Below are 23,259 nucleotides of genomic sequence, written 5' to 3' on the forward strand. Positions count from 1 at the left end.
GGAGGGCTCCCTATACGGTGGGATCACCATGAGCGCATCGCAGACCTCCGAGTTCCCCACTCTCCTCGTCAAGATCTTCGGCAAGGACCGTCCCGGGATCACCGCCGGACTGTTCGACACCCTCGCCGCCTACGCGGTCGATGTCATCGACATCGAGCAGGTAGTCACCCGGGGGCGCATCGTGCTGTGCGCGCTCGTCACCGTGCCCAGCGCCGGCGGCACCACCGAGGGCGACATGCGCGCCACCGTGCACAGCTGGGCCGAGTCGCTCAAGCTGCAGGCCGAGATCATCTCCGGCACGGGCGACAACCGCCCCCGCGGCAGTGGGCGCTCACACGTGACCGTGCTCGGGCACCCGCTCACCGCCGAGTCGACCGCCGCGATCGCCGCGCGCATCACCGCCACCGGCGGCAACATCGACCGTATCTTCCGGCTGGCGAAGTATCCCGTCACCGCCGTCGAGTTCGCGGTCTCCGGTGCGGAGACGGAGCCGCTCAGGACCGCCCTGGCGACCGAGGCCGCCGAGATCGGGGTCGATGTCGCCGTCGTATCGGCCGGACTGCACCGCCGTGCGCAGCGGCTGGTGGTCATGGACGTGGACTCGACCCTCATCCAGGACGAGGTGATCGAACTCTTCGCGGCGCACGCGGGCTGCGAGGACAAGGTCGCCGACGTCACCGCGCAGGCGATGCGCGGTGAGCTGGACTTCGAGCAGTCGCTGCACGCGCGCGTGGCCCTGCTGGCCGGTCTCGACGCGTCGGTGGTGGACAAGGTACGGGCCGAGGTGCGGCTCACCCCGGGCGCCCGGACGCTGATCCGTACGCTCAAGCGCCTCGGCTACCAAGTCGGTGTCGTATCGGGCGGTTTCACCCAGGTCACGGATGATCTGAAGGACCGGCTGGGGCTGGACTTCGCCTCGGCGAACACCCTGGAGATCGTCGACGGGACACTCACCGGGCGCGTGGTCGGCGATGTGGTGGACCGCGCGGGCAAGGCCCGGCTGCTGCGCAGCTTCGCCGCGGAGGCGGGCGTCCCGCTGGCGCAGACCGTGGCCATCGGCGACGGCGCCAACGACCTGGACATGCTCAACGCGGCCGGTCTGGGCGTCGCCTTCAACGCCAAGCCGGTGGTACGCGAGGCCGCGCACACCGCGGTGAACGTGCCCTTCCTGGACGCCGTGCTCTATCTGCTGGGCATCACCCGCGAGGAGGTCGAGGCCGCGGACGTGGAGTGACCGGCCGACCGGGCACCAGACCCCAGACCCCAGACGCACCGCTGAGGGCCCCGGCATCCGTATGGTGCCGGGGCCCTTGGGCGTAAAGGGGCGGAGGAGACGGGGAGTTACTTGTCCGGTGCCCAGAACTCCAGCAGCGTGCCGACCCCGTGTTCCACGGACTTCCAGGAGCCGTTGAAGCCGATGACGGCGAGCGCCGAGGTCGGGAAGCCGCGCCGGGTCATCCGGGTCAGCGCATCGCCCTCCGCCCGGCCGGTGAGAGCGTCGGCGAGCGCGTGCATACCGGGGTTGTGGCCGATGACGAGCAGGTCCTGCACCTGGTCCGGGGTCTCGTTGAGCAGCGCGATCAGCTCGCCCAGGGATGCCTCGTACAGCCGCTCCTCGTACACCGTCTTGGGCCGGTGCGGCAGGTTCTGGACGGCGAGCTTCCAGGTCTCGCGGGTCCGGGCGGCGGTCGAGCAGAGGGCCAGATCGAAGGTGATGCCGGTCTCGGCCAGCCGGAGGCCGGCGGCGGGGGCGTCCTTGCGGCCGCGCTCCGCGAGTGGCCGCTCATGGTCGGACACCTGCGGCCAGTCGGCTTTCGCATGCCGGAGTAGGGCGATCCTGCGGGGTGTATCGACGCTCATGCATCCCAGCTTCGCATGAATTGAGCCACGGGGCGCAGGGTGTTGAACGGCTTGTCCCGCCAGGGGTGAACGGCTGGGCGGTCTAGTCCGAGAGCGTCTGCTGGATGCGCTCGAGCAGTTCCGCGACGGCCGGGTCGCCGGTCGCGGCGTGTGCCTCGCCCGGTCCCGCGATGAGCAGGAGCAGTACGACGAAGGCGATCGCGGGCAGGGCGACCGCCCACCACGGCAGCCGCACCTCGACGCCGCCGCGGGCGGCAGGGGGGACGGACCGGGTGTGCGTAAGGTCCGACATGGCCGCCTCCGTGGGTCTTCGGTTGGTGTACCTCGAACCTACGGATCGGCGCGGGCGGTTCCCATCCGGTGATCCACCCACTTGACCCTGACCCTGGCCCCCTAGGGGATGGTGGGGCCAGCCCCACCCCCGCGCTGTCGCGGCATTCAGGGGGAGGCGATGGACGCGACGATTCCGATGATCACGGTGATGGCCAGCATCGCGCCGAGCACGATGAGCAGTTTCTTCTGGCCGTTCTGGGGATTCGGGTCGAGCACAGGCATGCGGTCAGTCTCGCATGCCGCATTCGTCCTCGATCGTGCGGTCCCGCCCGGCCAGTACGCCAACCGCGATCTGCGGCAGCATCAGGCCCGCCATCAGCGCGATGGGCAGGTCCCAGCCGCCGCTGTGCTGGTAGAGCGCACCGATGACCAGCGGTCCGGGGATGGAGATCAGGTAGCCGGTGCTCTGCGCGAAGGCGGACAGCCGGACCACGCCCGGGCCGGAACGGGCGCGCATCCCGATCATGGTGATGGCGAGCGGGAAGGCGCAGTTGGAGACGCCGAGGAGGAGCGCCCACACCCAGGCGCCGGCCGCGGGGGCGAAGTACAGGCCCGCGTATCCGCTGAGGCCGAAGAGGCCGAGGGCGACGACGAGCAGGCCCTGGTTCCTCATCCGGGCGGCCAGCCGGGGGATGACGAAGGCGAGCGGGACGCCCATCACCATCGTCACGGCCAGCAGCACACCGGCGGTGCCCGCCGGGACTCCGGCGTCGCGGAAGATCTGCGGCATCCAGCCCATGGTGATGTACGCGGCGGTGGCCTGGAGGCCGAAGAAGCAGGCCAGCGCCCACGCGGTGCGGCTGCGGGTGATACGTACGGCCGGGGCGTCCGGGTCCTGGTGGCGTGCGGCGGCGGTCGCGCCGGCCGCTGCGGTGCGGCGCTCCGCGGTGCGGCGCTCGCGGGCCATCGGCAGCCAGGCCAGGAGGGCGAGAGCGGCGAGCACGGCCCACACGGCGAGGCCGGTGCGCCAACTGCCGCCCAGCGCCTTGGTCATGGGCACGGTCGCGGCGGCCGCGACGGAGGTGCCCAGTGCCAGCGCCATGGAGTAGAGCCCGGTCATGGTGCCGACGCGGTCCGGGAACCAGCGCTTGATGACGACCGGCATCAGGACGTTGCTGAGCGCGATGCCCGCGAGGGCGAAGGCGCTGGCGGCCAGGAAGCCCGCGGTGCCGCCGGCGAACGGGCGGATCACCAGGCCGGCGGTGATGGCGGCCATACCGGCGCAGAGGATCGCCGCGGGTCCGAACCGGCGGGCGAGCCGGGGTGCGGTGATGCCGAAGACGGCGAAGCAGAGCGGGGGTACGGAGGTGAGGAGTCCGGCGACTGTGCCGCTCATCCCGAGTCCGGTCCGCGTCTCCTCCAGGAGCACGCCGAGGCTGGTGATGGCGGGGCGGAGATTGAGGGCGGCCAGGACGATGCCGACGAGGAGGAGCGCGGCCGGCCAGGCGGGAGAGACGGGTGGGGCGGCCGGGGCTGAACGGGGGTGGGTACGGGGGCCCGTACGAGAGTCGGCAGTGCGGCTCAGGGTTTGGACGGGTGGGTTGTCGGTGTCGTCGGCCATGGATCCATCATAGAATCATGGGATGATTGGTTGTCCAATCCACGCACACGAAGGAGCACCATGCCGCTGTCCTCTCCCCGGCGTTCCGCGCTCGCCGATCAGGTGATCGCCGAGCTGCGCAACCAGATCACCTCGGGCGAGTGGCCGGTCGGGTCGCGCATCCCCACCGAACCCGAGCTGGTGGAGCAGCTGGGGGTGGCGCGCAACACCGTCCGCGAGGCGGTCCGCGCGCTCGCGCACAACGGGCTGCTGGACATCCGGCAGGGCTCGGGCACGTACGTCATCGCCACCAGTGAGCTGGCCGGGGTGATGCACCGCCGGTTCGCCGGCGCGGACCCGCGTCACATCGCCGAGCTGCGCGCCACGCTGGAGTCCTCGGCGGCCCGGCTGGCGGCCCAGCGGCGTACCGAGAAGGACCTGAAGCAGCTGGACACGCTGCTCGCGCGCCGCGAGGCGGCGTGGGCCACGGGTGACGCGGAGCTGTTCGTGGCGGCGGACGCGACGCTGCACCTGGCGGTGGTGGCCGCCTCGCACAACGAGGTGCTGACCGAGCTCTACGCCGACCTGGGCGACCTGATGCGCGAGTGGCTGCGGGAGGACGTCGGCCAGGATCTGCGCCCGGAGGCCCATATGGACCACTCCCGGCTGGTGGAAGCGATCCGGCGCGGCGACGCGGACACCGCCGCGAGCGAGGCCGCGGGCTATCCGTTCATGTGCCTGAGGGCGCCTCAGGGTGCTGGTGACTGATCCACACCGCGCGGACCTCTTTCCAGCAGCGGTCGGACAGCTCGGCGTAGCCGGCCGGGCCGACGGTCACGGGTGCGCTGTCCCCGTCGATGTCCCACCAGCGGTCGCATTCGACGTGCAGCCGGACGAGGTCGGTCTCGGGGTAGGGGTTGTGGCAGAAGGCGCTGACGTGTGAGCCGTCGATCGTCGTACGGCATTCGGCGCCGAAGCGTGGCGGCTCGGGGGCGGGTGCGGGGGCAGGAGCGGGAGCGGCGCCGCGGGATTCTGCGGTGGGATCGGCTTGCGCGGTGGTGGTGGCCGGTACCAGGAGACCGGACAGGACGACTGAGGTCAGCAGCAGGTATGCCGCTCGGCTCCGCCTCGGGCGCACACCCGCACCTCCTCCCCGCAGGACGCCGGGAAGACCCCGGTTCGACCAGTTTGCAGGGAGTTGCCGGGCTTTTCGACTCGGGGAACGCACGCACAGCGGCCGCGCACCGTCCGCCCGAAGGCTGACAGCACGCGGCCGCTGAGGTGGGTACGGGTCCGTCCGGCGAGTGGGTGGCTAGGCCCATCATGTGCACGCCGCCGACCACTTCCCGACGCCGCCCTCGCACCGCTCGGCCCCGAGGGGCCTCCCGGGCTTCGAGACGGCTGCGCCGGACTCCGTCCGGCGAGTGGGTGGCTAGGCGCCCATCATGTGTACGCCGCCGTCGACGTGGACGATCTCGCCCGTCGTCTTCGGGAACCAGTCCGAGAGCAGGGCCACCACTCCGCGGCCGGCCGGGTCCGGGTCGGCCATGTTCCACTCCAGCGGGGAGCGGTGGTTCCACACGTCCGCGAGCTCCGAGAAGCCCGGAATGGACTTGGCGGCCATGGAGCCGATCGGGCCGGCCGAGACCAGGTTGCAGCGGATGTTCTGCTTGCCGAGGTCGCGGGCGAGGTACCGGGAGGTGGCCTCCAGCGCGGCCTTGGCCGGGCCCATCCAGTCGTACTGCGGCCACGCGAACTGCGCGTCGAAGGTCAGGCCGACCACCGCGCCGCCCTCCTGCATCAGCGGCAGGCAGGCCATCGTGAGCGACTTCAGCGAGAACGCCGAGACGTGCATCGCCGTGGAGACCGACTCGAACGGCGTGTTGAGGAAGTTGCCGCCGAGCGCGTCCTGCGGGGCGAAGCCGATGGAGTGGACGACGCCGTCCAGGCTGCCGAGCTCCTCACGGACCAGGTCCGCCAGCCGGTCCAGGTGCTCGGCGTTCGTGACGTCCAGCTCGATGACCTTGGCCGGCTTGGGGAGCTTCCTGGCGATGCGCTCGGTCAGCGTGGGCCGGGGGAACGCGGTCAGGATGACCTCGGCGCCCTGTTCCTGGGCCAGCTTGGCGGTGTGGAAGGCAATGGAGGACTCCATCAGCACACCCGTGATCAAGATGCGCTTGCCGTCGAGAATTCCGCTCATGGCGTTCAGTGACCCATGCCCAATCCGCCGTCAACGGGAATGACGGCTCCGGTGATGTACGAGGCGTCGTCGGAGGCGAGGAACCGCACCGTGGCGGCGATCTCCTCCGGCTGCGCGTAACGACCGAGCGGCACGTTGGCGACGATGCCCGCGCGCTGCTCGTCGGTGAGCACCTTCGTCATGTCGGTGTCGACAAAGCCGGGTGCCACGACGTTGAAGGTGATGTTGCGCGAGCCGAGCTCACGGGCGAGGGAGCGCGCGAACCCGACCAGACCCGCCTTGGACGCGGCGTAGTTCGCCTGGCCCGCCGAGCCGAGCAGGCCGACCACCGAGGAGATGAGGACGACGCGGCCCTTCTTGGCGCGCAGCATGCCGCGGTTGGCGCGCTTGACGACCCGGAAGGTGCCCGTGAGGTTGGTGTCCAGGACCGCGGTGAAGTCCTCCTCGGACATCCGCATCAGCAACTGGTCCCTGGTGACGCCGGCGTTGGCGACCAGCACCTCCACCGGACCGTGCTTCTCCTCGATCTCCTTGTAGGCCTGTTCCACCTGCTCGGAGTCGGTGATGTCGCACTTGACCGCGAGGAAGCCTGCCGGCGGCTCGCCGGACCGGTACGTGATCGCGACCTTGTCGCCGGCGTCGGCGAAAGCGCGGGCGATGGCGAGGCCGATGCCCCGGTTACCTCCGGTGACGAGAACCGAGCGGCTCAACGGATCACCCTTTCCATAGCGGTCTGGTTCACGGAAAACCTATCGGTCCTGTCCGCCTTACGGAGAATCCACCCCTGACAGCGCCTTGCGACGGTCACTGTCGGATCCCTACAGAAACGTGTAGGCAAGCAGCGCTCCGGCGCGACATGATCGGGGCGACCGGTCTCGACGACAGGGAGACATCCGTGCCTCATTCCATCGACGAAGCGTTCACGGCGCTGCCGCTGCGGGCGCTCGCCGACGCGGCGCTCGCCCGCGCCCGCGCGCTGGGCGCCGAGCATGCCGACTTCCGCCTCGAACGGGTCCGCAGTGCCTCGTGGCGGCTGCGCGACGCCAAGCCTTCGGGCTCCTCGGACACGACCGATCTCGGGTATGCGGTGCGTGTGGTGCACGGCGGGAGCTGGGGGTTCGCCTCCGGCGTGGACCTGACGATGGACGCGGCGGCCCGGGTGGCGGGCCAGGCGGTGGCGATGGCCAAGCTCTCGGCGAAGGTGATCGCCGCGGCGGGCTCCGACGAGCGGGTCGAGCTCGCGGACGAGCCCGTGCACGCGGAGCAGACCTGGATCTCCGCGTACGAGATCAACCCGTTCGAGGTGCCGGACGAGGAGAAGTCGGCGCTGCTCACGGACTGGAGCGCGCGGCTGCTGGCGGCGGAGGGGGTGGCGCACGTCGACGCCTCGCTGATGACCGTCCACGAGAACAAGTTCTACGCGGACACGGCCGGCACCGTCACCACACAGCAGCGCGTACGGCTGAATCCCCAGCTCACCGCGGTCGCGGTGGACGCGAACTCGGGCGAGTTCGACTCCATGCGGACCCTCGCGCCGCCGGCCGGGCGCGGCTGGGAGTACCTGACCGGCACCGGCTGGGACTGGGACGCGGAACTGGAGCAGATCCCGTCCCTGCTGGCGGAGAAGATGCGCGCGCCGAGCGTCGAGTCCGGTACGTACGACCTGGTCGTCGACCCGTCGAACCTCTGGCTCACCATCCATGAGTCGATCGGCCACGCGACCGAGCTGGACCGGGCGCTGGGCTACGAGGCGGCGTACGCCGGGACCTCCTTCGCGACCTTCGATCAGCTCGGCAAGCTGGCGTACGGCTCGTCGATCATGAACGTGACGGGTGACCGGACTGCGGAACACGGGCTGGCGACGGTCGGGTACGACGACGAGGGCGTCCAGGCGCAGTCCTGGGACCTGGTCAAGGACGGCACGCTCGTCGGCTACCAGCTGGACCGGCGGATCGCGAAGCTGACGGGCCTGGGCCGGTCGAACGGCTGCGCCTACGCGGACTCGCCGGGCCATGTGCCGGTGCAGCGGATGGCGAACGTGTCGTTGCGGCCGGATCCGGGCGGGCTGTCCACGGAGGATCTGATCGGGGGTGTCGAGCGCGGCATCTATGTGGTGGGCGACCGGTCCTGGTCGATCGACATGCAGCGCTACAACTTCCAGTTCACCGGGCAGCGCTTCTTCCGGATCGAGAACGGCAGGCTGGCCGGCCAGCTGCGCGATGTGGCGTACCAGGCGACGACCACCGACTTCTGGGGCTCGATGGAGTCGGTCGGCGGGCCGCAGACGTACGTCCTGGGCGGAGCCTTCAACTGCGGCAAGGCGCAGCCGGGCCAGGTGGCCTCGGTCTCCCACGGCTGCCCGTCGGCCCTGTTCCGCGGCGTCAACATCCTCAACACCACGCAGGAGGCGGGACGATGAGCGCGGCGACCTCGCAGACCAGCTCAGCGACCACGGCCCCCGGCCGGGGGTCCGGGGGCCGACACCCGGGACAGCACAGCCTCAACACCACGCAGGAGGCCGGACGATGAGCCGAACGACCAAGCCGCACGAGGTCGTCGAGCGGGCCCTTGCGCTGTCCCGCGCCGATGGCTGTGTCGTCATCGCCGACGAGCACTCCACCGCCAATCTGCGCTGGGCGGGCAACGCCCTGACCACCAACGGAGTTACGCGCGGCCGCACCCTCACCGTCATCGCGACCGTCGACGGCAAGGAGGGCACCGCCTCCGGGGTCGTCTCCCGGTCGGCCGTCACCGCCGGCGACCTGGAGCCGCTGGTCCGGGCGGCCGAGGCCGCCGCCCGTGGGGCTGGTCCGGCCGAGGACGCCCAGCCGCTGGTCACCGGGGTACCCGCCGCGCCCGATTTCACCGACGCCCCCGCCGAGACCTCCTCCGCGGTCTTCGCGGACTTCGCGCCGGCGCTCGGCGAATCGTTCGCCCGGGCCCGCGAGGGCGGACGTGAGCTGTACGGCTTCGCCAACCACGAGCTCGTGTCGACCTACCTCGGTACGTCCACCGGGCTGCGACTGCGGCACGACCAGCCGACCGGGACCCTGGAGCTCAACGCCAAGTCACCGGACCGCACGCGCTCGGCCTGGGCCGGCCGCTCCACCCGCGACTTCAAGGACGTCGACCCGGCGGCGCTGGACGCGGAGCTGGCGCAGCGACTGCGCTGGGCCGAGCGCCGGATCGACCTGCCCGCCGGCCGGTACGAGACGCTGCTGCCGCCGACCGCCGTGGCCGACCTGCTGATCTACCAGCTGTGGTCGTCCGCGGCCCGGGACGCCGCCGAGGGCCGTACCGTCTTCTCCAAGCCCGGCGGCGGCACACGGGTCGGCGAGACCCTGTCGGAGCTGCCGCTGACGCTGCGCAGTGACCCGAACGAGCCGGGCCTGGAGTCCGCGCCGTTCGTGATCGCGCACAGCTCGGGAGACGACGCGTCGGTGTTCGACAACGGCCTGCCCTTGTCGGCGACCGACTGGGTACGGGACGGCAAGCTCACGCACCTGCTCACCACCCGGCACAGCGCCGGCCTGACCGGGCTGCCGGTGGCGCCCTCGATCGGGAATCTGGTGCTGGACGCGGGCGGCGAGCGTTCGACCGAGGAGATGGTCTCCGGCACCGAGCGCGGCTTGCTGCTGACCTGCCTCTGGTACATCCGCGAGGTGGACCCGGCCACGCTGCTGCTCACCGGACTGACCCGGGACGGCGTCTATCTCGTCGAGAACGGCGAGGTCGTCGGCGAGGTGAACAACTTCCGGTTCAACGAGTCGCCCGTCGACCTGCTGTCGCGGGCCTCGGAGGCCGGCCGTACCGAGAGGACGCTGCCGCGCGAGTGGAGCGACTGGTTCACCCGGGCCGCGATGCCCGCGCTGCGCATCCCGGACTTCAATATGAGCTCGGTCAGCCAGGGGGTGTGACCCGCCTAGACTGACGGGGATCAACCGACATCGTTCACATCGCTCATATCGTTCATTTCGTTCAAGGAGACCCAGGACCGTGACGGACATCGTCGACGAGCTGAAGTGGCGCGGGCTGTTCGCCCTGTCCACTGACGAGGACGCATTGCGCAAGGCTCTCGCGGACGGTCCCGTCACGTTCTATTGCGGCTTCGACCCCACGGCGGCCAGCCTGCACGTGGGGCATCTGGTGCAGGTTCTTACCGTCCGTCGGCTTCAGCAGGCCGGTCACCGGCCGCTCGCGCTGGTGGGCGGTGCGACCGGCCAGATCGGTGACCCCCGGCCGACCGCCGAGCGCACGCTGAACGACCCCGAGACGGTGGCCGGCTGGGTCCAGCGGCTGCGGGCCCAGATCGAGCCGTTCCTGTCCTTCGAGGGCGAGAACGCGGCCGTGATGGTCAACAACCTGGACTGGACGGCGGGGATGTCCGCCATCGAGTTCCTGCGGGACATCGGCAAGCACTTCCGCGTGAACAAGATGCTGACCAAGGACTCGGTCGCCCGCCGGCTGGAGTCCGACCAGGGCATCAGCTACACCGAGTTCAGCTACCAGCTGCTGCAGGGCATGGACTTCCTGGAGCTGTACCGGCGGTACGACTGCACTTTGCAGCAGGGCGGCAGCGACCAGTGGGGCAACCTCACCGCGGGTATGGACCTGATCCACCGCCTGGAGCCGCACGCGAACGTGCACGCGCTCGCGACGCCGCTGATGGTCAAGGCGGACGGCACCAAGTTCGGCAAGACCGAGGGCGGGGCGGTCTGGCTCGACCCTGAGATGACCACGCCGTACGCGTTCTACCAGTTCTGGCTGAACGTGGACGACCGGGACATCTCCACGTACACGCGCATCCTCAGCTTCAAGTCGCGCGAGGAGATCGAGGAGCTGGAGAAGCTGACCGAGGAGCGTCCGCAGGCCCGCGCCGCACAGCGGGCGCTGGCCGAGGAGCTGACGACGCTGGTGCACGGCGCCGAGCAGTGCGAGGCGGTCGTCGCCGCCTCGAAGGCTCTCTTCGGCCAGGGTGAGCTGTCCGGGCTCGATGAGCCGACGCTGCGCGCGGCACTCGCCGAGCTGCCGCACGCCACGGTCGGCGGACTGGCTTCCGTGGTGGACCTGTTCGCCGAGGTCGGCCTGACGCCCAGCAAGTCCGCGGCCCGCCGGACCGTGAAGGAGGGCGGCGCCTACGTGAACAACGTGAAGGTGACCGACGAGGACGCCGTGCCGGTCCAGGAGGACCTGCTGCACGGGCGCTGGCTGGTGCTCCGCCGGGGCAAGAAGAACCTTGCCGCGATCGAGGTCGCCGGGCAGTCCGCGCAGTAGCCCGGGCTCTGGGCACAGCGAAGCGGCCGGTACGACTGCGTACCGGCCGCTTCCGCGGTTCAGGCTCTTGTTCTCCTGCGCCCCTTCATCGAGGCCCAGAGCATGTCGCCGACCGCGACGATGGCCACGGCTCCGGCCAGCTGCAGAAGGTGGCGAATCCAGTCGATGCCCTTGGTGTCTGCCACCCCGATCCAGGCGGCGACGGCATTGCCGAGGATGCTGCCCAGAATTCCGAAGATCACCGTCAGCCAGAGGGGGATCTGCTGCTTGCCCGGAAGGATGGCCTTGGCTATCAGTCCGAGTACCAGACCCACGATGATGGCCCACAACCAACTCATGTCGCCTCCTGACGCGGCGCGATCTGCGCATGTGCGCCCAGTTTCGGCCGACAGCGCGTACGTCGCATGTCGGACGGCTCCATAAGCGGTACGGCCGGTCCGGTCGGCCCAGGTGAGGCGGGCCCCGCTCTCGAATGCGGCGGAGGCGAGGCGTACCGTGGAACGGGTCCGGACCGGGGAGCGTCCGGCGCGGAAATCGGGTGGTGGAACGTGATGCGGAAGCATAACGATGCCGAGGTCTTCCGGATCACCGGTGCGCGGCAGGGTCTTGTCGACGATGTGCGCGGCCGGCAGCGCCGGTATGTGATTTCCATGTCCGTACGGACGGTGTCGGTCGTCCTCGCGGCGGTGCTGTGGAACGTGGAACGGCATGTGGCGGTCGTGGCCCTGGTGATCGGCCTCGTCCTCCCGTACATCGCTGTCGTGATCGCCAACGCCGGCCGCGAGAACGCACCCTCGCTGCCGTCAACCTTCATCCCGCCGCCGGTGCATCCGGCGCTGGGACCGGCTCCGGTGGGCGAGCCGGAACCTCCGGCGGAAGCCGGGGCGGCGGAAGCCGGGGCGGCGGACGGGGAGAACCGGTCACGCGACCGGAACTGATTCGCCACCGTCCGCAAAGCTCAAGAAAAGCTCAGATCAATCATGCAGTTCCAGTGCACTCGACCCGGTCCTGCGTGACATACTTCGTACGCGCTCCGCATCCCCCGTCGGAGCGACGGACCGACGCCGGGCAGCTCCCCCCGTGGCTGCTCGGCGTCGCCTTTGTCTGACCTAGGGTTGAGACCGTGAACTCCCCTGGACCCTCCCCCGAAGCCCCCACGATGTGCTCCGCCAAGGGCTGCCGCGCCTACGCCGTCTGGGTGCTCGCCTGGAACAACCCGAAGCTGCACACGCCGGAACGCCGCAAGACCTGGCTGGCCTGCGAGGAGCACCGCGAGTACCTGTCGCAGTTCCTCGGGCTGCGCGGATTCCTGAAGGACGTGGTGACGCTCGAGGAATGGGAGGCGTCAGCCGCCGATCGCTAGGGCCCCCTAGCCGCCGATCGCCGACATCGGGCGGTCGGGCTGCAGGAAGGACGGGTCGTCCAGACCGGATCCGGCCTTCTTGCCCCACATCGCCAGCTTCCAGAGGCGGGCGATCTCCTCGTCGGGGGCGCCGGAGCGCAGCGCGCCGCGCAGGTCGGACTCCTCCCGGGCGAACAGGCACGTACGCACCTGCCCGTCGGCGGTGAGGCGGGTCCGGTCGCAGGCCCGGCAGAACGGCCGGGTGACCGAGGCGATGACACCGACGCGGTGCGGGCCGCCGTCGACGAGCCAGCGCTCGGCCGGCGCGGAACCGCGCTCGTCGTCGCCTTCGGGGGTGAGCGCGAAACGGGTGCGCAGCGATTCCAGGATGTCACCGGCGGTGATCATGCCGTCGCGCTTCCAGCCGTGCTGCGCGTCGAGCGGCATCTGCTCGATGAAGCGCATCTCGTAGTCGTTCTCGACGGCCCAGGCGAGCAGGTCGGGGGCCTCGTCGTCGTTGAGGCCGGGCATGAGTACCGCATTGACCTTGACCGGGCTGAGGCCGGCCTCGCGGGCCGCCGCCATCCCGTCCAGGACGTCGTGGTGCCGGTCGCGGCGGGTCAGCGTCTTGAAGACGTCGGGGCGCAGCGTGTCCAGCGAGACATTGACCCGGTCCAGGCCGGCGGCCTTCAGGGCGGTCGCGGTGCGCTTGAGCCCAATGCCGTTGGTGGTCAGCGACATCTGGGGGCGCGGCTCCAGCGCGGCGCACCGCTCGACGATGCCGACCAGACCGGGACGCAGCAGCGGCTCACCGCCGGTGAAGCGGACCTCGTCGACCCCGAGGTCGGTCACGGCGATGCGGATGAGGCGGACCATCTCGTCGTCGGTGAGCAGATCCGGCTTCGCGAGCCACTGCAGGCCCTCTTCCGGCATGCAGTACGTGCACCGCAGATTGCAGCGGTCCGTGAGCGACACTCGCAGGTCAGTGGCCACTCGGCCGTAGGTGTCGATGAGCACTGAGGGCCCCCTCCCCTGTCCGGATCAGTAGTCTTGCGAAAGTTGATTTCGAGCCTACGCGACGCCTGTGACATGAAGGGGTCCCGGAAAGAACGAGACGCGACGCGGCCGCGTCGTAGGACTCTACGACGCGGCCGACAGCGGTCACGCACCGCATACGCCTGTGCGGGATCAGTGGGCTCAGTAGGCTCAGTGGGCTCCCGTTCCGGTGAGGGAGCGGACCTCCAGCTCCGCGTATTTCCCCTTGTCGGCCTCCTCCTTGGTGAGGACGGTGCCCAACCAGCCGAGCAGGAAGCCCAGCGGGATGGAGACGAGCCCCGGGTTCTCCAGCGGGAACCAGTAGAAGTCGGCGTCCTTGAACATCGAGGTGGGCTTGCCGGAGACGACCGGCGAGAAGAGCACCAGCACCACGGACGAGATCAGGCCGCCGTAGATGGACCACAGCGCGCCCTGGGTCGTGAACTTCTTCCAGAACAGGCTGTAGAGGATCGTCGGCAGGTTCGCCGAGGCGGCCACCGCGAAGGCGAGGGCAACCAGGCCGGCGACGTTGAGGTCGCGGGCGAGGGCGCCCAGTGCGATGGCGGCGGCGCCGATGAAGACCGTGGCCCAACGGGCCGCGCGGACCTCTTCCTGCTCGGTCGTGGTCTTGCCCCTGCGGATGACGTTGACGTACAGGTCGTGGGCGAACGACGACGAGGAGGCCAGGGTCAGGCCGGCGACCACCGCGAGGATGGTGGCGAAGGCGACCGCGGAGATGACGGCGAGCAGGATCGCGCCGCCCGCGGAGTCGGGGCCGCCGCCGATGGCCTGGGCGAGCAGCGGGGCCGCGGTGTTGCCCGCCTTGTTGGAGGCGATGATGTCCTCGCGGTTCAGCAGCGCGGCGGCGCCGAAGCCGAGCGCGATGGTCATCAGGTAGAAGGCACCGATGATGCCGATCGCCCAGTTCACCGACTTACGGGCGGCCTTGGCCGTGGGGACGGTGTAGAAGCGGATGAGGATGTGCGGGAGGCCCGCGGTGCCCAGTACGAGGGCGATGCCGAGGGAGATGAAGTCCAGCTTCGAGGTCGCGCTGACGCCGTACTTGAGGCCGGGCTCGAGGAACGACGCGCCCGCGCCGCTGTTCTCCGCCGCCTTGCCCAGCAGGTCGGAGACGTTGAAGTTGAACTTCAGCAGCACCAGGATGGTGATGAGCAGCGTGCCCGCGATAAGGAGCACGGCCTTGACCATCTGGACCCAAGTGGTGCCCTTCATACCGCCGATGGTCACGTAGAGAATCATCAGGACGCCGACCAGGGCGACGATGGCGACCTTGCCGCCGTCGCTGGTGATGCCCAGCAGCAGGGAGACCAGTACGCCTGCGCCCGCCATCTGCGCGAGCAGGTAGAAGATCGACACCACGATGGTGGAGGTGCCCGCCGCGGTACGGACGGGGCGCTGCCGCATCCGGTACGCGAGGACGTCACCCATCGTGTACCGGCCGGAGTTGCGCAGCGGTTCGGCGACGAGCAGCAGGGCGACCAGCCAGGCGACCAGGAAGCCGATGGAGTAGAGGAAGCCGTCGTAGCCGAAGAGGGCGATGGCTCCGGCGATACCGAGGAAGGACGCGGCGGACATGTAGTCGCCGGAGATCGCGAGACCGTTCTGGAAGCCGGTGAACTGGCGGCCGCCGGCGTAGAAGTCGGCGGCGTCCTTGGTCTGCCGGCCGGCCCATACGGTGATGATGAGGGTCGCGACGACGAACAGCCCGAAGAGGGTGATGATCAGCGGCCGGTGCTCGCCGGCGCCCGCCGCGGCGAGGTGGAACGTAGCGCTCATTCTCCGGCCTCCATACGGGACTTGATCGCTTCGGCCTTCGGGTCGAGCTTCGCGGCAGCATGCCGCGCGTAGAACCACGCGATGAGGAACGTGGTGGCGAACTGGGCCAGACCGAAGACCAGCGCGACGTTGATGTTGCCGAAGAGTTTGGTGCCCATGAAGCCGCCCGCGTAGTTGGACAGCAGGACATACAGCAGATACCAGGTGATAAAGGCCACGGTCAGGGGGAAGGCGAAGGAGCGGTAGGAGCGGCGCAGTTCGCCGAACTCCGCGCTCTCCTGCATCTCGACGAACTGTGCCGTCGTGGGTGCTGCGGGACTGATGGCCGTACCGCCTACGGGCGGCGGCGCTGCATCGGTGGCCACGGGCTCTCCTTGCGACGCGGGTGCTGTGGGACGGGACAAGTCGACCTCCGTCGGGGGTGTGATGGTGCAACTCCCCCTGTCAACGGCACGGGCCGGATCACGGGACGGTTCAACAACCGATTTTTCTTTCGGAATTCGTTGCTGCTGCGGGAAGATCGGCGCTAGCTTCACTCGTCATGTACCCGTCCATGCGCAACCGTGTGTGGACGGCTGTCACCGATGATGTGGAGAACCTATGGCTCAGCCACGCACCAGACGCCGTCGTGCCCTCGCGGTACCGGTCGGCCTGGCGCTGACCGCGTCGCTCGGTTTCCTTCCGGGCACCGCATCGGCCGAAACGCAGGACACCCCTGCGGCGGTGGCCACGGACGGTCCCAAGCTCTCGTACGTGGTCAACACCAAGACGGACCACCGCACGATCGCGTCCGTCAAGAAGGCGATAGCCAAGGCCGGCGGCACCGTCGTCGTCGCCCACGAAAAGATCGGCGTGATCGTCGTCCACTCGACGAACCCCGCCTTCGCCCAGCAGATACGCACCGTCCGGGGTGTGCAGACCGCGGGTGCGACCCGTACCGCGCCGCTCAAGGCCGCGGGCACCACCGAGATGGGCGCTCCGGAGTACGTCGACGGTGGCAAGGCCACCACGGCCACCACCACCGCCGCCGCGCCGGACACCGAGCCGCTCGAGGCGGACCAGTGGGACCTGCGCGCCATCGGCGCGGACAAGGCCGCCAAGATCAACCCGGGCAGCAAGAACGTCACCGTCGCCGTGATCGACACCGGCGTCGACGACACGCACCCGGACCTCACGGCCAACTTCTCCAAGAGCCAGTCGGCCAACTGTGTGGGCGGCGTCGCGGATACGAGTGAGGGTGCCTGGCGCCCGTACACCACCGGCGACTACCACGGCACGCATGTCGCGGGCGAGATCGCTGCCGCCCGCAACGGTGTCGGCGTGGCCGGTGTGGCTCCCGGGGTCCAGGTCTCCTCGATCAAGGTGAGCGACCCGGAGACGAGCCTCTTCTTCCCGGAGAGCGTGGTCTGCGCGTTCGTCTTCGCCGCCGACCACGGCGTCGAGATCACGAACAACAGCTACTACATCGACCCCTGGCTCTACAACTGCCTCGACGACCCCGACCAGGCAGCCATTGTCGACGCGGTCAACCGGGCCTCGAAGTACGCGCAGCGCAAGGGCACTCTGCACCTCGCGTCGGCCGGCAACTCCAACCACGACCTGGCCTCGGACGCGATCGTCGACGACTCCAGCCCCGACGACACCACCCCGGTCGAGCGCACGATCGACCCCTCGGAGTGCTGGGACATCCCGACGCAGCTGCCCGGCGTGGTCACGGTCACCGCGACCGGCGTGCAGAACCTGAAGTCGTACTACTCCAGCTACGGCCGCGGTGTCGCCGACATTGCCGCACCCGGCGGAGACAAGTACCAGATCCCGGACACCCCGGCGAAGAACGGGCGCATCCTGTCCACCATGCCCAACAACGCCTACGCGTACCTGCAGGGCACCTCGATGGCGAGCCCGCACGCCGCCGGCGTCGCGGCGCTCCTCAAGAGCACCCACCCGTGGGCCGGTCCCGAGGCGCTGCAGGCACTGCTCAAGGCACAGGCGGACAACCCCGGTTGCCCGACCGAGCTGTACGACCCGGACGGCAACGGCGTCGAGGACGCCACCTGCGAGGGACCCAAGCGCGTCAACGGTTTCTACGGCTACGGCATCGTCAACGCCCTGGACGCCGTCAAGTAGTAGAGCCCACCTCGTTGAAGTAGCGCGTACGCAGGGGCCGGGCGGGTCTTCCCGGCCCGGCCCCTTCTGCTGGCTACGCCAGTTGTCACGGCTGGACGAGGACCTTCAGGGCGGTGCGCTCGTCCATGGCCTTGTAGCCGTCCGGCACCCCTTCGAGGCCGACGGTGAGGTCGAACACGGGCGAAGGGTCGATGCGGCCGTCCAGGATGTCGGGCAGCAGCTGCGGGATGTAGGTGCGGACGGGTGCGACCCCGCCGCGCAGGGCGATGTTCCGGTCGAACATCACGCCGAGGTCGAGGCCGGTGCCGCTGCCGTGCGGCACGCCGACGAAGCCGATCGCCCCGCCGTCGCGGGTGATCTCGACGGCCGTACGCATCGACTGCTCGGTGCCGACCGCCTCGATGACGGCGTGCGCGCCCTGACCGCCGGTCAGCTCGCGGACGACGGCGACCGCGGCCTCGCCGCGCTCGGCGACGACGTCCGTGGCGCCGAAGCGCCGGGCGATGTCCGTACGTACCTGGTGGCGGCCCAGCGCGATGATCCGCTCGGCGCCGAGCCGCTTGGCGGCCAGTACGCCGCACAGTCCGACCGCGCCGTCGCCGACGACGGCGACCGTGGCGCCGGGGCGGGCGCCCGCGCCGAGCGCCGCGTGGTGGCCGGTGCCCATCACGTCGGAGAGGGTGAGCAGGGCGGTCAGCAGGTGGTCGTCGGAGGCCGCCTCGGCGGGCAGCTTCACCAGGGTCCCGTCGGCGTGCGGTACGCGGACGGCCTCGCCCTGGCCGCCGTCGGAGCCGACCGAGCCCCAGAAGCCACCGTGCTCGCAGGACGTGGTGAGCCCCTCGGAGCAGAAGTCGCAGACGCCGTCGGACCACATGAACGGCGCGACGACCAGGTCACCGGCGGCGAAGCCGGACACCGCGGAACCGGTCTCCTCGATCACGCCGAGGAACTCGTGCCCGATGCGCTGACCGGGCTGCCGGGCGGCCTCGCCGCGGTACGCCCAGAGGTCGCTGCCGCAGATGCAGGCGCGCAGGACCCGGAGGACCGCATCGGTCGGCAGCTGGATCTTCGGATCCGGCACCTCCTCCACGCGGATGTCGTGCGGGGCGTGGATGACGGTGGCGCGCATGGTTGCGGTCCTTGGTGCTAGGCGTTTGTGACCTGCATACGGTACGCCCGGCTGCCCCTGTCCTGCGCGTCCGCCCCTGCCAGTGCGCCCCGGCCGGTACCCGGCGGCTACCGCTGGTGCGCGGTCATGCGGCGCTCTCCGTTGCCGGCTGCGGCGCGTGCGCGGGTTGCGGCATGGGCGGCGTCGGGGGTGCCGGCGGCCAGCCGGGGCCGCCGAAGACACGGCCCGCGCGCTCGCGCCAGCTGCGGGCGGCCCGTACGTCCCGGGCGATCGCGGCGTACTCGTGGGTGGCCACGCGCAGCGGGTTGTACGTGCCGATGTTCTTCGTCAGGCCGAAGACCGGCCGCTCGGTCTCGGCGACGAAGGACCGGAAGAGCCGGTCCCAGAGGATCAGGATCCCGCCGAAGTTCCGGTCCAGGTAGCCGCCTTGGGAGGCGTGGTGGACCCGGTGGTGGGAGGGGGTGTTCAGCACGTACTCGAAGGGGCGCGGCAGTTTGTCGATCCGCTCGGTGTGGATCCAGAACTGGTAGACGAGGTTCACGGACGAGCAGAACGCGAGCGCGGCCGGATGCACGCCCAGCGCGATCAGCGGGACGTAGAACGGCCAGGAGGTCAGGGAGGTCCAGGGCTGGCGGAGCGCGGTGGTGAGGTTGAACTTCTGGCTGGAATGGTGGACGACGTGGCAGGCCCACAGGACACGGATGACGTGGTGGCCGCGGTGGGACCAGTAGTAGAAGAAGTCCTGCGCGAGCAGCATCAGCGGGATTGTCCACCACAGGACGGGGACCCGCAGCGGGGTGAGCTGGTAGATCGCCGTGTAGATCGCGACGACCGGGATCTTCCACAGCAGATCGAAGGCGAGACTGCCGAGGCCCATGCCGACGCTCGTCGCGGCGTCCTTCGTCTCGTATCCGGCGGCGTCCTCGTCGGGATACAGCCGGTAGCTCACCATCTCCAGGACGGTGAGCAGGATGAAGGCCGGTATCGACCACAGCACGGCGTCGGGCAGGTTCGGCATGCCCGCACCATAGGGGCGCGACCGGGGCTGCGCCAGGGGTTGTTACCTATCGGTACGGGGAAGTGTTACCCGAGGTTATGCCTGCATGGGCGGCGAGAGACGCCGATACTGGGCGGTCGGGTCCAGATGGGGGAGGTATACGGATGCAGGGGTTCGAGGCGGTTCTGCTGAGGCTCGCGGGGACGGTCGTCGGCGCACTGGTCAAGCCGATGCTGAGCCGGCAGCCGGGCGCGGGACTCGTCGCGAACCCGGAGCGCCCCGCGCCGCGCTGGCGGCGCCCGGTGGAGCTGGGGGACAAGGAGCTCGGCCGGCTGACCGAGGGGCTCGCCGCCCGCCTGGCGGTGGCGGCCGACGGGCTGCCGGAGTACGAGCGGCTGGCGGCGGCCGACGCGGTACGGGACGCGTTCACGGCGACCGGGGTGCTGGACCAGGAAGCCCTGTTCGCCCAGGACCTCGACCCGGACCGGCTGACATCGGCGGTGCTGGCCCGCGCCCCGAGGGCAGCCGGTCTCAGCGACGCCGGGACGGCCCTCTTCGAGGAGCTGGCCGGGCTGTGCTGCCGCCACGTCGTGGAGTACGTGACGACGCTGCCCGGGTTCTCGGCCCGGGCGGACGTCGAAGTCGTACGCCGGACCGGGGAGTTGGGGCGGGCGCTGGAGGACGTACGGGACCGGCTGGGACCGCCGACCGGGTCGGTGGCCGCGCGCTTCGAGCAGCAGTACGCGGACTTCGTCGCCGCGACGTACGGTCGCCTCGAGCTGTTCGGGCTGACGCTGAACCGGGAACGCAACGAGTGGCCGCTGGACACGGCGTACATAAGCCTCGCCGTCAGCAGCGACCGCGATGACGGTGCGCACCAGGAGGGCATGGGCGTCCCCCGTACCGGAACGGTCGCCGTGAAGGCCGAGCAGGCGCTGTCGGGTGCCGGCCGGCTGCTGCTGCGCGGTCCGGCGGGGTCGGGCAAGAGCACGCTCGTGCAGTGGATCGCGCTCAACGCGGCCCGGCGCAGCTTCGGCCCGGACCTGGCCGACTGGAACCTGTGCGTCCCCTTCGTCCTGCGGCTGCGCTCCTTCAACTCCCCCGACGCGCTGCCGATGCCGGAGGACTTCCTCCGGGCGGCCAGGGTCCCGCTGCACGGATCGGCGCCCGCCGGCTGGGCCGAGAGCCTGCTGAGCAGCGGCCGGGCCCTGGTTCTCGTCGATGGCGTGGACGAGGTCCCACAGCGGTTGCGCAACCGGACCGAGGCGTGGCTGCGGTCCCTGATCACCGCTTTCCCCAAGGCGCGTTACGTGGTCACGACCCGGCCGTCGGCCGTCCCGGAGGAGTGGCTGGCGGGCCTGGGATTCGGCGCGCACTCCTTACTTCCGATGGAGCGGGACGACATCCGCGCGTTCATCGCGCACTGGCACGACACGGCGCGCGGGGAGTGCCTGTCCCCGGCCGAACGGGAACAGCTCGACACCTACCAAACGTCCCTCACCCGGGCCGTCACGTCCCGGCGGGACCTCGGCCGGATCGCCACCAACCCCTTGATGTGCGCGCTGCTGTGCGCCCTGAACCGCGACCGGCGGATGCAGCTTCCGCGGGCGCGCAAGGAGCTGTACGACGCCGCGCTCGACCTGCTGCTCGTACGGCGGGACACGGAACGGGAGATCACCGGGGTGGAAGGCGTCTACCTCACCCGCGACGAACAGACCCTGCTGCTGCAGCGCCTCGCGTACTGGCTGATCCGCAACGGCCAGACGGAGGCGGCCCGGGAGGATGTCGTCGAGATGGTGGACGAGTGGCTCGACGCGATGCCGCAGGTGCGAGCACAGGGCAGCGCGAGGCAGGTCCTCTCGCATCTGCTGATCCGCAGCGGACTGCTGCGCGAACCCGTCCGGGGCGCGGTGAACTTCGTACACCGCACGTTCCAGGACTACCTCGGCGCCAAGGCGGCGGTCGAGGCACGGGACTTCGGGGTACTGGTCCGCAACGCGCACGACGACCAGTGGGACGACGTGGTCCGTATGGCGGTCGGCCATGCGCGGCCGGATGAACGAGCCCGGCTGCTCAAGCAGCTGCTGCGTCGCGCGGACCGGGTCAAGACCCACCGCCACCGCCTGGTGCTGCTGGCCGCGGCGTGTCTGGAGCACGCACCGGAGCTGGATCCGTCCATCCGGACGGAGGTGGAGGCCCGGACGGCGGAACTGCTGCCGCCACGGAGTCTCGCGCAGGCGGAGGATCTGGCCCAGGTGGGTGAGCTGGTCCTCGAACTACTGCCAGAGCCGGCCGACCTGCCGGAGGCCGAGGCGGCGGCCACGGTCCGGACGGCGGCGCTGGTCGGTGGTCCACGGGCGCTGGCGGTCATCGCCCGCTTCCGCGAGGACACGCGTTTCCCGGTCTGCTACCAGCTGTCCGACGGCTGGGGCAGATTCGATACGGCGGAGTACGCGGATGCTGTGCTGTCCGGAGCGTCGCTGGGTGAGGCGTTCCTGCATATTCACACGTCCGAACAGCTCAGCTCTCTCACCAAGCTCAGAGCCATCAAGGGCGTGCACCTCACGTGGGAAGACGGGATTCCACCCAGCCTCACCAGGCAACGGGACTTGCAGCGGCTGACGCTGTACAGGAACAAGCGGCTCGTCGACCTGACCCCGCTCGCGGTACTCCAACGGCTGACGCACCTCGGTATTTTCGACTGCCCAGAGGTGAGCGGCATCCGGCCATTGACATCGCTTCCCCTGCGCTCCCTGTACCTCTCCCGCGTACGGGACGGCCTGTCCCTCAGCCCGCTCTCGGAGATCGCGACGCTCAGAGGCCTGACCATCGACTTCGCGGCCGACATCAGGTGCGTCGGTGACATTCCCGCACACGCGGGCCTGACGTCACTTGGCTTGGGGCAACGGGCTCGTTTCATCGACCTGGACGGACTCGAACGCTGGCCTGACCTCACCACCTTGTCGATTACCGGGGACGAACAGAACGCGCAACTGGCCCGGCAGAGGCCGCTGCCGCCGCTCAAAATGCTGCAGCTGCTCGATCAATCGGCTCTCCGTCCCGATTCACTGCTCCTCCACCAGGAGGTCACCGGGATCTACCTGACCAGGTGCAGGCTCACCGGGGGACTCGGCCCACTTCGGTCGCTGCCGGCGCTCACCCGCCTTGATCTCAGCGACTGCAGCGGTCCCCTCGATCTGTCCCCCTTGGCTGAATTGGACCAGCTCACGATAGAGATCTCACGCGGCACAAACGTGCAGGGCGCAGAGCTGATCCCGCCGGAGCGGCTCACGTTCGCCTGACCCGCAGCCGCCCCGCCAGGACCTGTCACCGCACCCGGACGAACCCCCCGGGGCGAACGCCGGGCTCGTCGCGGCCGCCGGGACCTCCGTCAGCGGCTCGGCGATCTCCGCCACCGTCGGGCCTCGGTGCGCCCTGCCGGCCCAGCAGGCGCTCGTCCACGAAGTGCATGCCGCCGGTCTGCGCGGGGCGCGCGCCGCCGAGGCCGTACGCGCCGTCCAGTTCCAGATTGTCGGTTTCATCCTGGTCGAACGGAACCGCGAGCGCTCCCCCGTCCAGTCCCCGGGCGAGAGCGAACTGTGGGACGCGTCCTCTCCGTACGGGC

22 protein-coding genes and 1 pseudogene are annotated in these 23,259 nt (G+C 70.1%); 10 read left to right on the forward strand and 13 right to left on the reverse strand.

Features of this window, described 5'->3' with window-relative positions; genetic code table 11:
* Positions 1 to 28 precede the first annotated feature (28 nt).
* Positions 29 to 1,234, forward strand: a complete 1,206-nt coding sequence (gene serB, locus NLX86_RS25085; protein WP_254374046.1) for a phosphoserine phosphatase SerB — start codon at positions 29 to 31, stop codon at positions 1,232 to 1,234.
* A gap of 107 nt (positions 1,235 to 1,341) precedes the next feature.
* Here the strand turns inward: serB and NLX86_RS25090 are convergent, their stop codons facing one another.
* The 4 genes from NLX86_RS25090 to NLX86_RS25105 all read right to left on the reverse strand — a co-directional run bounded on the left by NLX86_RS25090 (position 1,342) and on the right by NLX86_RS25105 (position 3,754).
* Positions 1,342 to 1,860: a histidine phosphatase family protein gene (locus NLX86_RS25090; RefSeq protein ID WP_254374047.1), complete on the reverse strand. Its 519-nt coding sequence runs from the start codon at positions 1,858 to 1,860 to the stop codon at positions 1,342 to 1,344.
* A gap of 82 nt (positions 1,861 to 1,942) precedes the next feature.
* Positions 1,943 to 2,152 (reverse strand): hypothetical protein, encoded by a 210-nt coding sequence (locus NLX86_RS25095; protein WP_254374048.1) that lies wholly within the window; start codon positions 2,150 to 2,152, stop codon positions 1,943 to 1,945.
* Between the two features lie 146 nt (positions 2,153 to 2,298).
* Positions 2,299 to 2,415, reverse strand: coding sequence for an SGM_5486 family transporter-associated protein (locus tag NLX86_RS25100; RefSeq protein ID WP_254374049.1), 117 nt, complete (start codon positions 2,413 to 2,415; stop codon positions 2,299 to 2,301).
* 4 nt (positions 2,416 to 2,419) lie between these two features.
* Positions 2,420 to 3,754, reverse strand: coding sequence for an MFS transporter (locus NLX86_RS25105; RefSeq protein ID WP_254374050.1), 1,335 nt, complete (start codon positions 3,752 to 3,754; stop codon positions 2,420 to 2,422).
* Positions 3,755 to 3,814: 60 nt separating this feature from the next.
* Here NLX86_RS25105 and NLX86_RS25110 point away from each other — a divergent pair, with 60 nt between their 5' ends.
* Positions 3,815 to 4,501, forward strand: coding sequence for a FadR/GntR family transcriptional regulator (locus tag NLX86_RS25110; RefSeq protein ID WP_254374051.1), 687 nt, complete (start codon positions 3,815 to 3,817; stop codon positions 4,499 to 4,501).
* Here the strand turns inward: NLX86_RS25110 and NLX86_RS25115 are convergent.
* From NLX86_RS25115 to fabG, 3 genes are all read right to left on the reverse strand, one after another.
* Positions 4,464 to 4,871 (reverse strand): hypothetical protein, encoded by a 408-nt coding sequence (locus NLX86_RS25115; protein WP_254374052.1) that lies wholly within the window; start codon positions 4,869 to 4,871, stop codon positions 4,464 to 4,466. The two genes, NLX86_RS25110 and NLX86_RS25115, sit on opposite strands and share 38 nt — an antisense overlap.
* Before the next feature lie 294 nt (positions 4,872 to 5,165).
* Entirely contained in the window at positions 5,166 to 5,933 is a 768-nt protein-coding gene (gene fabI, locus NLX86_RS25120; RefSeq protein ID WP_254374053.1) for an enoyl-ACP reductase FabI, read from the reverse strand.
* 5 nt (positions 5,934 to 5,938) lie between these two features.
* Positions 5,939 to 6,643, reverse strand: a complete 705-nt coding sequence (gene fabG, locus NLX86_RS25125) for a 3-oxoacyl-[acyl-carrier-protein] reductase (RefSeq protein WP_254374054.1) — start codon at positions 6,641 to 6,643, stop codon at positions 5,939 to 5,941.
* 146 nt (positions 6,644 to 6,789) lie between these two features.
* Here fabG and NLX86_RS25130 point away from each other — a divergent pair, with 146 nt between their 5' ends.
* The 3 genes from NLX86_RS25130 to tyrS all read left to right on the forward strand — a co-directional run bounded on the left by NLX86_RS25130 (position 6,790) and on the right by tyrS (position 11,207).
* Complete coding sequence (locus NLX86_RS25130) at positions 6,790 to 8,352, forward strand: TldD/PmbA family protein (RefSeq protein WP_302061734.1); 1,563 nt, start codon at positions 6,790 to 6,792, stop codon at positions 8,350 to 8,352.
* 106 nt (positions 8,353 to 8,458) lie between these two features.
* Positions 8,459 to 9,850 (forward strand): metallopeptidase TldD-related protein, encoded by a 1,392-nt coding sequence (locus tag NLX86_RS25135; RefSeq protein ID WP_254374056.1) that lies wholly within the window; start codon positions 8,459 to 8,461, stop codon positions 9,848 to 9,850.
* Between the two features lie 79 nt (positions 9,851 to 9,929).
* The gene (gene tyrS / locus NLX86_RS25140) at positions 9,930 to 11,207 is read left to right on the forward strand and encodes a tyrosine--tRNA ligase (protein ID WP_254374057.1); all 1,278 of its coding nucleotides are present in this window, start codon (positions 9,930 to 9,932) and stop codon (positions 11,205 to 11,207) included.
* A 59-nt stretch (positions 11,208 to 11,266) separates the two neighbouring features.
* Here the strand turns inward: tyrS and NLX86_RS25145 are convergent, their stop codons facing one another.
* Positions 11,267 to 11,545 carry a GlsB/YeaQ/YmgE family stress response membrane protein gene (locus tag NLX86_RS25145; RefSeq protein ID WP_254374058.1) on the reverse strand — a complete coding sequence of 93 codons (279 nt, stop codon included), beginning with the start codon at positions 11,543 to 11,545 and terminating at the stop codon, positions 11,267 to 11,269.
* 213 nt (positions 11,546 to 11,758) lie between these two features.
* On the opposite strand from NLX86_RS25145, the gene NLX86_RS25150 reads away from it, so the two are divergent.
* Positions 11,759 to 12,145: a DUF3099 domain-containing protein gene (locus tag NLX86_RS25150; RefSeq protein WP_254374059.1), complete on the forward strand. Its 387-nt coding sequence runs from the start codon at positions 11,759 to 11,761 to the stop codon at positions 12,143 to 12,145.
* 221 nt (positions 12,146 to 12,366) lie between these two features.
* Entirely contained in the window at positions 12,367 to 12,570 is a 204-nt protein-coding gene (locus tag NLX86_RS25155; protein ID WP_254374126.1) for a hypothetical protein, read from the forward strand.
* A 6-nt stretch (positions 12,571 to 12,576) separates the two neighbouring features.
* Here NLX86_RS25155 and moaA read toward each other — a convergent pair whose 3' ends face one another.
* From moaA to NLX86_RS25170, 3 genes are all read right to left on the reverse strand, one after another.
* Positions 12,577 to 13,566, reverse strand: a complete 990-nt coding sequence (gene moaA / locus NLX86_RS25160; protein WP_254374060.1) for a GTP 3',8-cyclase MoaA — start codon at positions 13,564 to 13,566, stop codon at positions 12,577 to 12,579.
* Between the two features lie 189 nt (positions 13,567 to 13,755).
* Complete coding sequence (locus NLX86_RS25165; RefSeq protein WP_254374061.1) at positions 13,756 to 15,381, reverse strand: cation acetate symporter; 1,626 nt, start codon at positions 15,379 to 15,381, stop codon at positions 13,756 to 13,758.
* Positions 15,378 to 15,746 carry a DUF485 domain-containing protein gene (locus NLX86_RS25170; protein ID WP_254374062.1) on the reverse strand — a complete coding sequence of 123 codons (369 nt, stop codon included), beginning with the start codon at positions 15,744 to 15,746 and terminating at the stop codon, positions 15,378 to 15,380. The genes NLX86_RS25165 and NLX86_RS25170 overlap by 4 nt, the downstream gene beginning before the upstream one ends.
* Before the next feature lie 235 nt (positions 15,747 to 15,981).
* Between NLX86_RS25170 and NLX86_RS25175 the strand changes: the two genes are divergently transcribed.
* A complete protein-coding gene (locus NLX86_RS25175; RefSeq protein ID WP_254374063.1) occupies positions 15,982 to 17,508 on the forward strand; it encodes a S8 family serine peptidase in 1,527 nt (508 codons plus the stop codon).
* 85 nt (positions 17,509 to 17,593) lie between these two features.
* Here NLX86_RS25175 and NLX86_RS25180 read toward each other — a convergent pair whose 3' ends face one another.
* Together NLX86_RS25180 and NLX86_RS25185 are read right to left on the reverse strand one after the other, a co-directional pair.
* Positions 17,594 to 18,637 (reverse strand): zinc-dependent alcohol dehydrogenase family protein, encoded by a 1,044-nt coding sequence (locus tag NLX86_RS25180; RefSeq protein ID WP_302061736.1) that lies wholly within the window; start codon positions 18,635 to 18,637, stop codon positions 17,594 to 17,596.
* A 124-nt stretch (positions 18,638 to 18,761) separates the two neighbouring features.
* Entirely contained in the window at positions 18,762 to 19,655 is an 894-nt protein-coding gene (locus NLX86_RS25185) for a sterol desaturase family protein (RefSeq protein ID WP_254374064.1), read from the reverse strand.
* 143 nt (positions 19,656 to 19,798) lie between these two features.
* Here NLX86_RS25185 and NLX86_RS25190 point away from each other — a divergent pair, with 143 nt between their 5' ends.
* Both NLX86_RS25190 and NLX86_RS25195 read left to right on the forward strand, forming a co-directional pair.
* Positions 19,799 to 22,936 (forward strand): NACHT domain-containing NTPase, encoded by a 3,138-nt coding sequence (locus NLX86_RS25190; RefSeq protein WP_254374065.1) that lies wholly within the window; start codon positions 19,799 to 19,801, stop codon positions 22,934 to 22,936.
* Positions 22,937 to 23,060: 124 nt separating this feature from the next.
* Positions 23,061 to 23,243: pseudogene (locus tag NLX86_RS25195) on the forward strand (TetR/AcrR family transcriptional regulator); the annotation flags it as partial.
* Between the last annotated feature and the right edge of the window lie 16 nt (positions 23,244 to 23,259).

It is taken from the genome of Streptomyces sp. A3M-1-3 (assembly GCF_024213665.1).
Lineage (GTDB): Bacteria > Actinomycetota > Actinomycetes > Streptomycetales > Streptomycetaceae > Streptomyces.

Excerpts from the sequence above, each read along its gene's own strand:
- serB (WP_254374046.1), top strand. The coding sequence starts at position 29 with ATGAGCGCATCGCAGACCTCCGAGTTCCCCACTCTCCTCGTCAAGATC.
- NLX86_RS25090 (WP_254374047.1), bottom strand. The coding sequence starts at position 1,860 with ATGAGCGTCGATACACCCCGCAGGATCGCCCTACTCCGGCATGCGAAA.
- NLX86_RS25095 (WP_254374048.1), bottom strand. The coding sequence starts at position 2,152 with ATGTCGGACCTTACGCACACCCGGTCCGTCCCCCCTGCCGCCCGCGGC.
- NLX86_RS25100 (WP_254374049.1), bottom strand. The coding sequence starts at position 2,415 with ATGCCTGTGCTCGACCCGAATCCCCAGAACGGCCAGAAGAAACTGCTC.
- NLX86_RS25105 (WP_254374050.1), bottom strand. The coding sequence starts at position 3,754 with ATGGCCGACGACACCGACAACCCACCCGTCCAAACCCTGAGCCGCACT.
- NLX86_RS25110 (WP_254374051.1), top strand. The coding sequence starts at position 3,815 with ATGCCGCTGTCCTCTCCCCGGCGTTCCGCGCTCGCCGATCAGGTGATC.
- fabI (WP_254374053.1), bottom strand. The coding sequence starts at position 5,933 with ATGAGCGGAATTCTCGACGGCAAGCGCATCTTGATCACGGGTGTGCTG.
- NLX86_RS25130 (WP_302061734.1), top strand. The coding sequence starts at position 6,790 with ATGATCGGGGCGACCGGTCTCGACGACAGGGAGACATCCGTGCCTCAT.
- NLX86_RS25135 (WP_254374056.1), top strand. The coding sequence starts at position 8,459 with ATGAGCCGAACGACCAAGCCGCACGAGGTCGTCGAGCGGGCCCTTGCG.
- NLX86_RS25145 (WP_254374058.1), bottom strand. The coding sequence starts at position 11,545 with ATGAGTTGGTTGTGGGCCATCATCGTGGGTCTGGTACTCGGACTGATA.
- NLX86_RS25150 (WP_254374059.1), top strand. The coding sequence starts at position 11,759 with ATGCGGAAGCATAACGATGCCGAGGTCTTCCGGATCACCGGTGCGCGG.
- NLX86_RS25155 (WP_254374126.1), top strand. The coding sequence starts at position 12,367 with ATGTGCTCCGCCAAGGGCTGCCGCGCCTACGCCGTCTGGGTGCTCGCC.
- NLX86_RS25165 (WP_254374061.1), bottom strand. The coding sequence starts at position 15,381 with ATGAGCGCTACGTTCCACCTCGCCGCGGCGGGCGCCGGCGAGCACCGG.
- NLX86_RS25175 (WP_254374063.1), top strand. The coding sequence starts at position 15,982 with ATGGCTCAGCCACGCACCAGACGCCGTCGTGCCCTCGCGGTACCGGTC.
- NLX86_RS25180 (WP_302061736.1), bottom strand. The coding sequence starts at position 18,637 with ATGCGCGCCACCGTCATCCACGCCCCGCACGACATCCGCGTGGAGGAG.
- NLX86_RS25185 (WP_254374064.1), bottom strand. The coding sequence starts at position 19,655 with ATGCCGAACCTGCCCGACGCCGTGCTGTGGTCGATACCGGCCTTCATC.
- NLX86_RS25190 (WP_254374065.1), top strand. The coding sequence starts at position 19,799 with ATGCAGGGGTTCGAGGCGGTTCTGCTGAGGCTCGCGGGGACGGTCGTC.